This window comes from Corynebacterium endometrii, from assembly GCF_004795735.1.
Classification (GTDB): Bacteria; Actinomycetota; Actinomycetes; order Mycobacteriales; family Mycobacteriaceae; genus Corynebacterium; species Corynebacterium endometrii.
The window spans coordinates 414,500-427,779 of the sequence record NZ_CP039247.1 but is presented as its reverse complement, the minus strand read 5'-3'; the positions used below and the strand labels follow the sequence as shown (position 1 = coordinate 427,779).

Below are 13,280 nucleotides of genomic sequence, written 5' to 3'. Positions count from 1 at the left end.
TTAGCCCTCCTGCTTCTGATTTGCGCGCTGGCGACGCTGGCCACCGCGGCGAGGACGACCGTTACGGTCGCCGCGGCCACGGCCCTGCGACGGAGCGTTCAGTTCGGACTCACGCACGCCACCAACTACGTCACCCTTGTAGATCCACACCTTGATGCCAATGCGGCCGAAGGTGGTGTGGGCCTCTGCGGTGCCGTAATCGATCTCTGCGCGCAGGGTGTGCAGTGGAACGCGACCCTCGTGGTAGCGCTCGGTGCGGGACATTTCAGCACCACCAAGGCGGCCAGAGCAAAGGACCTTGATGCCCTTTACCTGTGGCTGGCGCATAGCGGACTGAATTGCCTTACGCATTGCACGGCGGAAAGCAACGCGGTTAACCAGCTGCTCAGCGATGGACTGAGCAACCAGGGTTGCGTTTGCGTCTACCTGCTTGACCTCGAGGATGTTGAGCGCAACCATCTTGCCGGTGAGCTTTTCCAGCTCGCGGCGGATGCGGTCAGCCTCTGCGCCGCGGCGACCAATCACGATGCCCGGACGGGCGGTGTGAATGTCAACGCGGACGCGGTCGCGGGTGCGCTCGATAACTACGTCGGCGATGCCGGCGCGCTCGAGGCCCTTAGAGAGGTATTCGCGAATCTTGATGTCTTCAGCAACGTAGGTTGCGTAGTCCTTGTCGGCGTACCAGTGGGTCTTCCAGTCGGAAGTGATGCCCAAACGTAGGCCGTGAGGATGGATCTTCTGGCCCATTACTTGGCCCCTTCCTTCTGGCTCTCGACAACCACGGTGATGTGGCTGGTGCGCTTACGGATGATGAACGCGCGACCCTGCGCACGTGGCTGGAAACGACGCATGGTTGGACCCTCGTTGGCGTAAGCCTCGGAGATAACCAGGGTCTGTGGATCCAGGCCGAAGTTGTTCTCAGCGTTAGCCGCTGCGGAAGCAACTACCTTAGCTACTGGCTTTGCAGCGCCCTGAGGTGCGTACTTCAGGATTGCAAGAGCCTCAGCTACGGACTTACCGCGAACCAGGTCGATGACGCGGCGTGCCTTCATCGGGGTAACGCGGACGTAGCGGGCCGTTGCGGATGCGGAGGTGATGTTGTCACTCATCGCTTATCGACGTCCCTTCTTATCGTCCTTGACGTGACCCTTAAAGGTCTTGGTTGGTGCGAACTCGCCCAGCTTGTGGCCGACCATGGAATCATCGACAAACACTGGAACATGCTTACGGCCGTCATGGACGGCGAAAGTGTGGCCAATGAAATCTGGAAGAATGGTCGAACGGCGAGACCAGGTCTTAATGACCTGCTTGGTGCCGGCCTCATTCTGAGCATCCACCTTGTTGAGGAGGTGCTCATCGACGAACGGGCCCTTCTTAAGGCTGCGTGGCATTGTTTACCTCCTCTTAGCGCTTCTTGTTCGGGCGACGACGGCGCACGATCATGTTGTTGGAGTAACGGTTAGGGTTGCGGGTGCGACCCTCCTTCTTACCCCATGGGGATACTGGGTGACGACCACCGGAGGTCTTACCCTCACCACCACCGTGTGGGTGGTCAACCGGGTTCATAACGACACCACGGACGGTTGGGCGAACGCCCTTCCAGCGCATGCGGCCGGCCTTGCCCCAGCGGATGTTCATCTGGTCAGCGTTGCCAACCTCACCCACGGTCGCGCGGCAGCGGATGTCCACGCGGCGAATCTCGGAGGATGGCATACGCAGGATTGCGTACTTGCCTTCCTTACCCAGCAGCTGGATGGAAGCGCCAGCGGAACGAGCCAACTTAGCGCCAGCGCCCGGCTTTAGCTCTACAGCGTGGATGGTGGTACCGGTTGGGATGTTGCGCAGTGGCAGGTTGTTGCCCACCTTGATGTCAGCATTCGCACCGGACTCCACGATCTGCCCCTGCTGCAGGTTCTTTGGAGCGATGATGTAGCGCTTCTCACCGTCCACGTAGTGGAGCAGGGCGATGTTAGCGGTACGGTTTGGGTCGTACTCGATGTGAGCGACCTTCGCTGGGATGCCATCCTTGTCGTTGCGACGGAAGTCGATCAGACGGTAACGGCGCTTGTGGCCACCGCCGATGTGGCGGGTGGTGATGCGGCCGTAGTTGTTACGACCACCGGTCTTGCTCAACGGACGGAGAAGGGACTTCTCCGGAGTGGAGCGGGTCAGTGCATCAAACTCAGAAACGGAGGATGCGCGGCGACCCGGAGTTGTCGGCTTGTACTTACGAATAGCCATAATTCTTCCTTACTTCTCGACTTTCTTCTTAGGCGCCAGCGCCGAAGACGTCGATAGCGTCGCTGCCCTCTCGGAGCGTCACGTAAGCGCGCTTGGTGGACTTACGGGTACCGAAGCCGGTGCGGGTGCGCTTGCGCTTACCTGCACGGTTTACGGTGTTCACGGAGTCAACCTTCACGCCGAAGATCTGCTCTACGGCATCTTTGATCTGGGTCTTGTTGGAGTCAGTGGCTACATAGAACGTGTAGGTGTTTTGTTCCATGAGGCCGTAAGACTTCTCGGAGACAACCGGGGCGATGATGATATCGCGCGGATTGGCGATCTTAGCCATTACTTCTCCTCCTTCTTCTCTTCATCGCGAGCGTTGGATACGCGAGAGATGAAGGTGTGCAGTGCCTCTGCGGAGAACACAACATCGTCAGACTTGAGAACATCGTAGGTGTTCAGCTGGCCCTCATCGATGATGTGAACGTTAGGCAGGTTGTTGGCGCTGCGACGGGCGGTCAGATCCTCGCGACCGATGACCAGCAGGATGTTGCGGCGGTCAGTTAGGTCTGCGAAGAATGCCTTTGCCTTCTTGGTGGAAGGCTCCTGGCCTGCAACCAATTCCTCGATGACGTGGATGCGCTCGTTGCGGGCACGGTCAGTAAGTGCACCGAACAGGGCGGCCTTGATCATCTTCTTAGGGGTGCGCTGTGCGTAATCACGTGGCTGTGGACCGTGAACGGTGCCACCGCCGGTGTAGTGAGGAGCACGGATGGAACCCTGGCGCGCACGGCCGGTGCCCTTCTGGCGGAATGGCTTACGGCCACCGCCGCGAACGTCGCCGCGGGTCTTGGTTGCGTGGGTGCCCTGGCGTGCTGCAGCAAGCTGAGCGTTGACAACCTGGTGCATCAAAGCGATGGACACCTCTGCGTCAAAGATCTCAGCCGGCAGCTCGACAGAGCCGTTGGTCTTACCCTCAGCAGTACGGACGTCTAGCTTGAGGTTGCTCATGCGTGTGCACCGCCCTTCACTGCGGTCTTGACGGTAACCAGGCCGCCGCGAGCACCAGGGATAGCACCCTTGATGAGCAGCAGGTTGGATTCACCGTCGATCTTCTGAATCTTCAGGTTCTGGGTAGTAACGCGGTCCTGACCCATGCGGCCGGCCATGCGCTTGCCCTTGAAGACGCGTGCTGGGGTAGCACATGCGCCGATGCCACCAACACGACGGTGTGCAGCCTGGTTACCGTGGGAGGCACCCTGACCTGCAAAACCGTGGCGCTTCATAGCACCTGCGTAGCCGTGGCCCTTGGTGGTGCCCGTGACGTCAACGAAGGTTACGCCCTCGAAGATGTCAACGGTCACGTCCTGGCCAACCTCGTATGCGGAGGTGTCATCCATGCGGATTTCGGCAACGTGGCGACGTGGGGTCACGCCAGCCTTCTTGAAGTGACCGGTGGCAGGCTTGTTGGCCTTGCGTGGGTCAATCTCGCCAAAGGCGATCTGGATGGCGTTGTAGCCATCGGTTTCTGCGGTGCGAATCTGGGTCACTACGCATGGACCAGCTTCAACGACGGTAACCGGTACTACGCGGTTATCCTCGTCGAAGACCTGAGTCATGCCGAGCTTCTTGCCCAGAATGCCCTTGATCTCGTTTTCACTCATTAATTCTTCTCCACCAAAGTATTTACTTCGACAGCAGCTGTTGGCTACTGGATGTTGACGTCGACGCTTGCCGGAAGGTCGATGCGCATGAGGGCGTCAACGGTCTTCGGGGTTGGGTCGAGAATGTCGATGAGGCGCTTGTGAGTGCGCATCTCGAAGTGCTCGCGAGAGTCCTTGTACTTGTGTGGAGAACGAATAACGGCGTATACGTTCTTCTCCGTTGGGAGCGGCACTGGACCAACAACACGAGCGCCCGTAGAAGTTACGGTAGAAACGATCTTCTTTGCAGAAGCGTCAATTGCCTCGTGGTCGTAGGCCTTCAGCCGAATGCGGATTTTTTGTCCCGCCACGCTTATCCTCTTCCTCGCTTCCCCACTTTCACATACCCGGCGTATCCGGGGCGTAAAGCGGTGGGAAAAAGCTTTCTCGATTTCTCTATAACGTTGTACCGGTCTCTAGGGCCAGGCCAAACGCCAGTTGTCTTAGATTGTCATGATGACCACGAGATACAAGCCGGCAAACAACCATCTTGCAGTGCTCGTGACGGGGTACAAGAGACCCGAAGTCATAAGAATCACGGAAGGGGACGGTTTTCACGCATTACGCGCGGCGATGAAACGCCACACAGCCGAAAATGACCCATTTCGTATACTGCCGCTGTTTATTTGCCATGCCCCTTCTCCGGTCCAGCCTCACGGGATGTCTCTGCTTAAAGCGCTAAAAGCGCGGACCTAGCCCGTGTGACCGACCTTCTTACCGCCTGCGCTCACTAATGATTACGCATTCGGAATCAAAGGTGTCATGTTCGCCTTACCAGGGATAACTTCCCCGCTGCGCCGGATAAATCCGGTTCGCGTTTCCGCTACCTCTGTTAAAGCAACCCCTGTATTTAAGCACGTCCCAGGCCTAAACACAAACCTTTCAGGCAACAGTGTTCAAAATCACTTTCTGACGCTTGCGGGCTAAAAGCGTTACCATGAGGGCACTAGGACAATCGCAAAGAAAGGCTCGTCATGGCTGATTCCACCGCAACCAATACCCCGGCAAACGCAACCACTCCTGCCGACGCCCCCGTCGCAGAAGCACCCGCCGCCCCAGGCACCCCGGGCACCCAGGATATCGCCGTCCCGGAGCGCAAGATTAATAGGAACTTGGAGACGGAACACGGCACCACCGCCATTGAGGACGTGGTGGTCTCCAAGATCGCCGGCATCGCGGCGCGCGAGGTTTCCGGCGTGGCTGCCCTGGGCGGCGGCGGTGCGCGCATGCTGGGTTCCATCCGCGAGTCCCTTGGCGCCTCGGAGGATGTCCGTCAGGGCGTTTCCGTCGCGGTGGCCGATGGCATGGCCAATATTGACGTGTCCATCATCGCCGAGTACGGCGTCGCCATCCACGAGCTCGCGGAGGCCATCCGCCGCAACATCATGACCGCCGTGGAACGCATGACCGGACTCGAGGTAGACCGCGTAGACGTCAGTGTCACTGACGTCAAGCTGCCGCAGGAAGCTGCCAACGAGCAGGACCCAGAAACCGCCATTGCGCCCCAGAACTAGCCCATGTCTGGTTTCGAGCTGACCCAGGCCGGCGCTAAGGCTATCGCCGAGGCGGTGGCCGGGCTACCTGGAATCGCCGGCATGTACGGCGGCAGCTACGGGGAAATCTCTCTGCTCTACCCCGGTGAGCGCATCAAGGGCCTGCGCAAGGCCCACGTACAGGATGACACCCACCTAGAGATTTTTGTCATCGCGGACCTATCCGCGCAGGGCGGGCTTGAAAAAGCCACCCCTTTACGTGACCTGACACCCCAGATCCGCGAGGCCGTGCAGTCTGCCTGTCCAGAGATAACTACCGTGGACGTCATCTTCGCTGATGTCTCGGCGTAGAAGCACACCTTGTTAATGAGGAAAACATAATGAAGAATTACACCCTGCTGGGCGCGCTTCTAGGCGTAGCCATAGCTATGATTTTGGTGCTGGGCGGCTGGAAGCTTTTTCTCACCGCAGTTATCTTCGCGTTGATTGGCGCCATTGCCGGCGCCCACTTTGACGGGCGCATCAACTTGGTTGAGTTGTACCAGACCCTGGTGGGCAAAGGCCGAGCTTCATGACCTCTCCCGCCGCACCTGAGACCGGAACCGGGGAAGACCCGGCCAACCAGTCATCTATTGGTGACCATGGTGGCACCGCCTTTTCCATGCGCGCAGTAGAACGCCTGGTGGCCGCGGCGATTAAAACCGTGCCCGGCATTGCCACGGTTGACTCTAAGCTCGGCGGGTTTAGCCGCAGGGCGTACCCTCGCGTGGCCGTGCAGCTCGACCCGGAGGCGAACGTGGCCGCGGTGGACTGCGCCATCGCCACCGTGTGGCCCTCCCCCATCACGGATGTTTCCGTGGCCGTGCAGGATGCCGTGGCCGAGGCCATCGACGCCTACCTGGGATTTAAGACCACCCGTGTCAACGTGGCCATCGGCCGCACCGTGCCCGGCAAGCGTGTAAGCCAACAAGATCTCGCCGCACGCCCCGTTGCCGCCGCGCGCGCCCCGCAGGTAACCCCCACGAACGTGTGGCAGCCTCAGGTTAAGCGCAGGGTATCACTCAAGCCGGTGGTGGTTAAGCACCCCCTTGGGATCTCCTCCCCCACTATCGCGCCGCGAGCGGAGGTACGCAGCCCGTCCGTGAGCGATATTGCCCCCGTCGAGGTCCGCACTATCGGCACCCCTAATCCGGCCCCCGTGCGTTCGGTTAGCGCCCCTGAGCCGCAAGAGCTGGTACCTGTAAGCCGCCCAAAGCCTATGCAGACGCGGCCGGTTTCCGTTCCCAAGGCATCGCCGCTTAAGCCGGTAACGGTGCGCCCGTCTAATCCGGTACGAGTCCAGGCGCCCCGGCCACAGCCGTTGCGCGCCATCGAAGTCCGCCCGTTAAAGCTTAAAGACATCAGGGTGGAACCAACCCGCATCCGCACACAACCTGGAGGCCGCCATGAATGAGAACTCATCCGGTCAGAGCCTGCCCTACCGTCGAGGGCAGGAACCCCAGCCTTCGCCGGCGGTGCGCCCATGGTCCGTCCTGTTGGCGATAGCGCTGCTGGGCGCTTCCTTCGTTGCCGCCCGAGAGGCCTGGTTGCTCTTCGGGGATGGCAATGCCCAATCCTGGCTGCAATGGTTCTTCTCCATAATGGAAACGGATGCTTTGCAGGACTGGATGGTCTGGGCGGGCGCCGGGGCCGTAGCCTTGGGCCTCGTCTTCCTCTTCGTGGCGCTCAAACCGCGCAAGTCAACGCACATCGATTACTCCACAGAAATCACCAGCATGTGGACGCGCCCGGTCGATGTGGCCCGCAGGGTCGCGGCGGCGGCTCGTACCGTGCCCGGAGTGGCGGCCGCCCGGAGCAATACCTCCGCCAAGAAGGTCAGCGTCATCATCAACGGTGACGCTGAGGACCCCACCCTGGCGAAACGCACCACCGCGGCGCTGGAACACACGATTGAGGGATTGCGTCCCCGCCCGGAGCTGACCGTGCACTACGAACAGACTCAGGAGGTAGATAACAATGTCTAAGGGGCTGGCTACTTTTGAGAGAATCCTGTTCTTCGTGCTGGGATTAGTCCTGCTTGCCCTAGGCGTCTGGCCCATCCTGCTGCACTTCGATGTGCCACTCGCGGTGGAGGCATCGCGCTGGGTTGACCATGACGCATGGGCCGCCGTTCCGGGGGCGGGTTGGTGGCCGTGGGCCCTGGCCGGTGCGAGCCTGTTGTTGCTGTTTTGCGGGCTGTGGCTGCTCATCGCCAACCTGCGCCCGCACAAGCTTGACCGGGTGGTATCGGAGGCTTCGTCGGACAAAGGCAAGATCACCGCTTCCATACAGGGCATAGCCGAGGGCATTTCCCAATCCCTGGCGCAGCACCCCAACATCGTCAAGTGTGACCGCAAAGTGGCCCTAGACCGCAAGCGTCCAACGTTGACCTTCACGGTCACCTCCGCCGCGGAAATGCATCCGAAGCAGCTGCGCGAACTCATCGAGCAAACCGAGCGCGACTTCCGCGCGGCCCTGCCGGACGTAGAAGTGGAAACCGTCTACAGACTGCATTCAGCCAACCTGGCGGTCAAGTAGCACACACGCTTCAGGCCCCAGCCACTTATAGATTTAGGTGGTTGGGGCCTACTCGTCCGCGCACCTACGCGAAACGGTTACTACACGGTGCGCCGCAGCGACCCCTAAGGAGCCTTGACCCCAATGGCCGCCGCTACTGGGCGCTACTGGGCCAAGAATACTTCTTCCACCGCGCCGCAGTCGCGCTGGCGGCCGCCAGGTAACGCCAGAATCAACGGCTGGCCGGGGCGGCACTGCTCCACGCGGGACCACTCCATCGCATCACAATCCACGGTTCGCCGGCCGGTGGTGAAGTTGTAGGCTCGCCGTTCGAGCAAAAGCAGTCCCTCGGTGGTGCGGATGACGTAGCAGGAATCGCCAATCCTGCGCCGCGTGCGCCCCTCGAGTTCCGCAGCGGGCGCCGTGGTAGTGCGCACAGCGGTGAGGAGGTCCACCACACCCAGGCGGTGCTCTATGCCATCCATATCCTTGATGACTAGCGGGCGGCCGGGTCCTGCGGGGCGCAAGCCCGCGTATTTCCACACCACCGGCTGGCCCGGCGACGTCGAGGATTTGTCCCTTCGGCGAACAATCACGCAGGCAGCACCGCTAGAATCCCGCGTCAGCGTCACCATTACGCGTCCGCCATTGCACGTCGCAAGCCAAGCCCCCTTGGCTAGGCCGTCAGCCCCCAGTGGAAGCAGAGGCGGGTGCTGCGCGGACATCGAATCCAAAGCCTGGATCAGCGCCTCGTCTGAGGCGCCCCATCCAACGCCCTGACCCGCCAGAATCCCAAATAAGGTAGACAGGCTCAGATCCGGCTGGCCTTCCCACGCGCGGCGCAGGGCGTCCAGGGTGGGCTCAATTCTCGTGGGGTCAAGCATGGCATCTTAGCCTAGCCGCTTCCCAAGCGCCTCAACCAATGCCTCGCCTACGGCGATCGTAGGCAGGAAGCCGTCGCGCGCCCGGTGGCTCATTGCCCCGCACCAACGCACTGCGCACGCACGCCTTTGAGGGGTTTTACGCGCATTTAATATTTATCGACCGACAGGGGATCGCTACCACTAGCAGTAATAATTGTGGTTTAGGTAACAAACCCGCTAAATTCTTTCCCAAGGCATTTCTATTAGTGGTTGATTTGTCGCCTGCGCCACCCGCCGCGATGCTCAGCACTGGGAATCCCCGATGACGTACTACTCCGACTCAAGTGGAGCACTGCATGCTTAGATATCTATTCCGGAAGACCGTCGGTTGGCTACTGATGATCTTCCTGGCGACGAACCTGACATATTTCCTGGCCTCGTTCTTCTTAGACCCGCGGTCAAACTACGAGGGCCGCCGCCCTCCACTGTCAGATGAACAGATATCTACGCTTCTCGAGCCCTACAACCTCAACCCTGACACCCCTCTGCTAGAGCGGTGGTGGACGTGGCTCACCGGCATCATCACCCGCTGGGACTGGGGCCGTTCCCCAGTCGGCGACTTTGTCAACGAACAGATCTCTTACCGCATCTGGGTATCCGCCCAGCTTTTGCTCCTGGCGACGGTCATCTCCATCGTTCTGGGCGTCGCCGTTGGCGTGTATACCGCCTCGCGCCAGTACAAGCTCGGCGACCGTGTCTGGCAAGGTATCTCCATCTTCGCGATGAACACGCACGTTGTCGTGGCCTCCATCGCGGTGGTGTGGGCGGCCATCAAGATTAACGATATAACCGGGACCCGCATCTTTTACGTGGTGGGCGCCAGCTCTATTGGCGTCGAAGGCTTTTGGAATAAGCTCATCGATTCCGCACAGCACATGATCCTGCCGACCATATCCCTGGTCATCATCTCCTACGCCAGCTACCACATGACCCAGCGCACCCTGCTGCTGGACAACCTGAATGCCGATTACGTCCGTACCGCCCGCGCTAAGGGGCTTACCCGCACCACCGCAATCCGCCGCCACGCGCTGCGTACCTCGATCATTCCGGTGGCCACCTCGGTCGCCTTCTCCATCCCGGGCATCTTCACGGGCGCCGTGATGACGGAAAGCATCTTCGGCTGGAACGGCATGGGCCAGTACTTCCTCGAGACCATTGCCAAAAATGACATCAACGGCGCAGTGGCGGTGGCCGCGTTCGGCGCCGCAATGACGGCTATTTCTGCAGTCCTGGCCGATCTGGTCGTGGTTGCCCTAGATCCACGCGTGAGGGTGAGCTAAAAGATGACTACTCCTAACAAACCACAGCAGTCCAAGGGTATCGAGCCACTGAAGGCCCGGGCCGATAAGGGCACCGGCGAGCTATCACCGCAGGCCGAGGTCGCCGCGCACAACCAGCTCACCGCCGCGGAGGCCGAGGCGCTTGCCTCAGCCGACGCCGCCGAAACCTCAGGCACGTCACGCGCCAAGCTGTATATTCGCCGATTTTTCCGCAACAAGCTGGCCGTGGTGGGGCTTATTATCTTCCTAGCCCTTGCGTTGTTCTCGATCTTCGGCGGGTTTTTCGCAAAATGGCACTACACCGAACCTGACTTCCTGTCGCTCGCGGTGCCACCGAATGACGAGCACTGGTTCGGCACGGACAACTCCGGCATGGACCTCTACGCGCAGATCGTCCACGGCATCGGCCGTTCCCTGACCATCGCGGTGATTGTGTCCGCCGCGACCCTGGTGATTTCGGCGCTGGTCGGCGCCGGCGCAGCCCTATGGGGCGGGGCCCCGGAAAAGGTCGTGCTGGCGATTATCCACTTCCTGCTCTCGGTCCCTACCTTCCTCATCATCGCCCTGCTGGTCAGCGACTCTGGCGGCGACTGGCGCCTACTCATCGTGGTTCTCATCGCCTTCGGCTGGATGTACCAGGCCCGCGTCATCTGGTCGCTGGCGCTTTCGATTCGCGAGCAGGACTACATCCGCGCCGCGCGGTACATGGGCGTTTCCCGCTTCACGACCGTCGTACGCCACGTCATCCCTAACATCGGGTCCCTTCTCATCATCCAGTTTGTCTTCGGCATCGTCGGCACCGTCGGTTCGGAAACGGCGCTTTCCTTCCTCGGCCTGGGCGTCAAGCTGCCCGACGTCTCGCTGGGCACCCTCCTGCAGGGCGGCACCGCCACCCTGCGCTCAACGCCGTGGCTGTTCTACTTTCCGGCCGGCGCACTCACCCTACTGACCGTGTCCATGGCCTTTATCGGCGATGGCCTACGCGATGCACTAGATCCCAATTCGAAGTCCGGAGGCAAGGCTTAAATGACCAATCCAACAAGTCCAGTACTTTCCGTCAAGGATCTAAAGGTCTCCTTCCCCTCCGAGGCGGGTTCCGTGTCCGCGGTGCGGGGCGTGGACTTTGACCTCTACCCCGGCCGCACCTTGGGTATCGTGGGCGAATCCGGTTCCGGCAAGTCCGTGACATCGATGGCCATTATGGGGCTGCTCCCGGACTACGCAAAGGTGGAGGGATCAGTCAAACTCAATGACCGCGAATTGCTAGGCCTTAGCGATAAGCAAATGTCAGCTATCCGCGGCAACGGCATCGGCATGATTTTCCAGGACCCCTTGTCCGCGCTAACGCCCGTGTTCGATATCGGCACCCAGCTTGTCGAGGCGATTCAGACGCACCAGAAAATCCCGAAGGCTGCGGCGCTCAAGCAGGCGGCGGAGTTGTTGGACCTCGTGGGCATCCCCGAGCCTAAGATGCGCTTGAAATCCTTCCCCCACGAGTTCTCCGGCGGCATGCGCCAGCGAGTGGTGATCGCCATCGCCATCGCGAATAATCCCCGAGTACTCATCGCCGATGAGCCCACAACCGCGCTCGATGTAACTATCCAGGCCCAGATCTTGGACGTCATCCGCGTCGCCCAGCGCGAGACCGGCGCGGCGACCATCATGATCACCCATGACATGGGCGTGGTCGCGGAAACCGCCGACGATGTCATGGTCATGTACGCGGGCCGCCCGGTCGAGCGGGGCGATGTCAACACCATCTTCTCTCAACCACGTATGCCGTACACGGTGGGCCTGCTGGGTTCTACCCCGCGCCCCGACGTCTCCTCGGAGGAGCCATTGACGCCTATCGTCGGCAACCCTCCGATCCTGGTCGACCTGGACAAGCGGTGCCAATTCGCCAATCGCTGCCCGGTCGCGCTGCCGGAGTGCTCGCAGCGCGAACCCGAGCTGCTTCCGCTCTCGGATGAAAATAGCGGGCATGCAACCGCCTGCATCCGTTCCCACGAGATTCACGATAAGCGCATCGGCGGCGAATCACTGTTTAAGGTTCCCCCGCTGAGCGAGGATAAGTTCGCGAATGTGGCGCGTGAGGACCGCAAGGTCACTCTGGAAGTAAAGGACTTGCGCAAGGAATTCCCCCTGACCAAGGGATCCCTGGTCAAACGCAAGGTGGGTACCGTAAAGGCCGTTGACGGCTTAACGTTCGATATCCGCGAAGGCGAGTGCATGGCAATCGTCGGCGAATCCGGATGCGGTAAGACCACAACCCTGCTCGAGATCATGGATTTGAACCCAAAGAATGGCTCGATCTCCCTCAATGGTCAGGATGCGCGTGCGATGTCTAGCGCGGAGCGCCGCGAGGCCCGCAAGGATCTGCAGATTGTCTTCCAGGATCCCATGAGCTCGCTGAACCCGCGACTAACCGTCCGCGAAGTGATCGCCGAACCCCTCAATTCCCTGGGCTACGAAGGAGACGTGGATGCACGCGTGGCCGAGTTGATGGGGCTCGTTGGTCTCGATTCTTCCCAGATCGACCGCTTCCCCGGGCACTTCTCCGGCGGCCAGCGCCAGCGCATTGGCTTGGCGCGCGCTCTAGCGACCAATCCTTCGGTCATCGTCCTTGACGAACCCGTGTCCGCGCTGGACGTGTCCATCCAGGCGGGCGTCATCAATCTGCTCGAGGATTTGAAGCGCAAGCTGGGATTGACTTACCTCTTCGTGGCCCACGACTTGTCCGTGGTTCGGCACCTTTCCGACCGTGTCGCCGTGATGTACAAGGGAAAATTCGTCGAGTTTGGCGACGTTGATGACATCTTCGATAACCCGCAGCACGAATACACCAAGAAGCTGCTGGACGCCATCCCCATCCCGGACCCGGTGGCAGCCCGCGAGAAGCGCACACGGCGAGACGCCTTGGCGGCCCAGGCCGTCGAGGACAAATCCATACGCTAGCGGAGTAGCACCCGAGGTAAACGCCTCGCTTTACCTATCTTGCCAATTAAAAGCCCAAAGCCCGGGACGAGCCGGGTAGGGCGTGGCAAGATAGGGGAAGCGGTCAAATTCTTTCGGGTAACAGATAAAAATCAACAAAACTGC

The 13,280-nt window shown here is 60.5% G+C and carries 18 protein-coding genes; 9 read left to right on the top strand and 9 right to left on the bottom strand.

Features of this window, described 5'->3' with window-relative positions:
* From rpsC to rpsJ, 8 genes are read right to left on the bottom strand one after another with little or no spacing between them, the layout of a single operon-like run.
* A complete protein-coding gene (gene rpsC / locus CENDO_RS01915) occupies positions 1 to 747 on the bottom strand; it encodes a 30S ribosomal protein S3 (protein WP_136140528.1) in 747 nt (248 codons plus the stop codon).
* Positions 747 to 1,109 carry a 50S ribosomal protein L22 gene (rplV, locus tag CENDO_RS01910; RefSeq protein WP_136140527.1) on the bottom strand — a complete coding sequence of 121 codons (363 nt, stop codon included), beginning with the start codon at positions 1,107 to 1,109 and terminating at the stop codon, positions 747 to 749. The genes rpsC and rplV overlap by 1 nt, the downstream gene beginning before the upstream one ends.
* A gap of 3 nt (positions 1,110 to 1,112) precedes the next feature.
* A complete protein-coding gene (gene rpsS / locus CENDO_RS01905) occupies positions 1,113 to 1,391 on the bottom strand; it encodes a 30S ribosomal protein S19 (protein WP_040084843.1) in 279 nt (92 codons plus the stop codon).
* 13 nt (positions 1,392 to 1,404) lie between these two features.
* Positions 1,405 to 2,241, bottom strand: a complete 837-nt coding sequence (gene rplB, locus CENDO_RS01900; RefSeq protein ID WP_136140526.1) for a 50S ribosomal protein L2 — start codon at positions 2,239 to 2,241, stop codon at positions 1,405 to 1,407.
* Positions 2,242 to 2,269: 28 nt separating this feature from the next.
* Complete coding sequence (gene rplW / locus CENDO_RS01895) at positions 2,270 to 2,572, bottom strand: 50S ribosomal protein L23 (protein ID WP_136140525.1); 303 nt, start codon at positions 2,570 to 2,572, stop codon at positions 2,270 to 2,272.
* A complete protein-coding gene (gene rplD, locus CENDO_RS01890) occupies positions 2,572 to 3,237 on the bottom strand; it encodes a 50S ribosomal protein L4 (protein ID WP_136140524.1) in 666 nt (221 codons plus the stop codon). Before rplD ends, rplW begins: the two co-directional genes overlap by 1 nt.
* Positions 3,234 to 3,890 carry a 50S ribosomal protein L3 gene (rplC, locus tag CENDO_RS01885; RefSeq protein WP_136140523.1) on the bottom strand — a complete coding sequence of 219 codons (657 nt, stop codon included), beginning with the start codon at positions 3,888 to 3,890 and terminating at the stop codon, positions 3,234 to 3,236. The genes rplD and rplC overlap by 4 nt, the downstream gene beginning before the upstream one ends.
* 44 nt (positions 3,891 to 3,934) lie before the next feature.
* The gene (rpsJ, locus tag CENDO_RS01880; protein WP_136140522.1) at positions 3,935 to 4,240 is read right to left on the bottom strand and encodes a 30S ribosomal protein S10; all 306 of its coding nucleotides are present in this window, start codon (positions 4,238 to 4,240) and stop codon (positions 3,935 to 3,937) included.
* A 663-nt stretch (positions 4,241 to 4,903) separates the two neighbouring features.
* Here rpsJ and CENDO_RS01875 point away from each other — a divergent pair.
* From CENDO_RS01875 to CENDO_RS01850, 6 genes are read left to right on the top strand one after another with little or no spacing between them, the layout of a single operon-like run.
* The gene (locus tag CENDO_RS01875; protein ID WP_136140521.1) at positions 4,904 to 5,443 is read left to right on the top strand and encodes an Asp23/Gls24 family envelope stress response protein; all 540 of its coding nucleotides are present in this window, start codon (positions 4,904 to 4,906) and stop codon (positions 5,441 to 5,443) included.
* Between the two features lie 3 nt (positions 5,444 to 5,446).
* Positions 5,447 to 5,773 carry a hypothetical protein gene (locus tag CENDO_RS01870; RefSeq protein WP_136140520.1) on the top strand — a complete coding sequence of 109 codons (327 nt, stop codon included), beginning with the start codon at positions 5,447 to 5,449 and terminating at the stop codon, positions 5,771 to 5,773.
* A 29-nt stretch (positions 5,774 to 5,802) separates the two neighbouring features.
* Positions 5,803 to 5,997: a hypothetical protein gene (locus CENDO_RS01865; protein ID WP_136140519.1), complete on the top strand. Its 195-nt coding sequence runs from the start codon at positions 5,803 to 5,805 to the stop codon at positions 5,995 to 5,997.
* The gene (locus CENDO_RS01860) at positions 5,994 to 6,875 is read left to right on the top strand and encodes an Asp23/Gls24 family envelope stress response protein (protein WP_136140518.1); all 882 of its coding nucleotides are present in this window, start codon (positions 5,994 to 5,996) and stop codon (positions 6,873 to 6,875) included. The genes CENDO_RS01865 and CENDO_RS01860 overlap by 4 nt, the downstream gene beginning before the upstream one ends.
* Positions 6,868 to 7,446 (top strand): DUF6286 domain-containing protein, encoded by a 579-nt coding sequence (locus CENDO_RS01855; RefSeq protein WP_136140517.1) that lies wholly within the window; start codon positions 6,868 to 6,870, stop codon positions 7,444 to 7,446. The genes CENDO_RS01860 and CENDO_RS01855 overlap by 8 nt, the downstream gene beginning before the upstream one ends.
* Positions 7,439 to 7,999, top strand: a complete 561-nt coding sequence (locus CENDO_RS01850) for an alkaline shock response membrane anchor protein AmaP (protein ID WP_136140516.1) — start codon at positions 7,439 to 7,441, stop codon at positions 7,997 to 7,999. Before CENDO_RS01855 ends, CENDO_RS01850 begins: the two co-directional genes overlap by 8 nt.
* A 143-nt stretch (positions 8,000 to 8,142) precedes the next feature.
* Here the strand turns inward: CENDO_RS01850 and CENDO_RS01845 are convergent, their stop codons facing one another.
* A complete protein-coding gene (locus tag CENDO_RS01845; RefSeq protein ID WP_136140515.1) occupies positions 8,143 to 8,862 on the bottom strand; it encodes a hypothetical protein in 720 nt (239 codons plus the stop codon).
* 335 nt (positions 8,863 to 9,197) lie between these two features.
* Here CENDO_RS01845 and CENDO_RS01840 point away from each other — a divergent pair, with 335 nt between their 5' ends.
* The 3 genes from CENDO_RS01840 to CENDO_RS01830 are packed head-to-tail and all read left to right on the top strand — an operon-like array spanning position 9,198 to position 13,136.
* A complete protein-coding gene (locus CENDO_RS01840; RefSeq protein ID WP_136140514.1) occupies positions 9,198 to 10,181 on the top strand; it encodes an ABC transporter permease in 984 nt (327 codons plus the stop codon).
* 3 nt (positions 10,182 to 10,184) lie between these two features.
* Positions 10,185 to 11,207 (top strand): ABC transporter permease, encoded by a 1,023-nt coding sequence (locus CENDO_RS01835; RefSeq protein ID WP_136140513.1) that lies wholly within the window; start codon positions 10,185 to 10,187, stop codon positions 11,205 to 11,207.
* Entirely contained in the window at positions 11,208 to 13,136 is a 1,929-nt protein-coding gene (locus tag CENDO_RS01830) for an ABC transporter ATP-binding protein (RefSeq protein ID WP_136140512.1), read from the top strand. It abuts the gene before it with no gap.
* Positions 13,137 to 13,280: the final 144 nt, after the last annotated feature.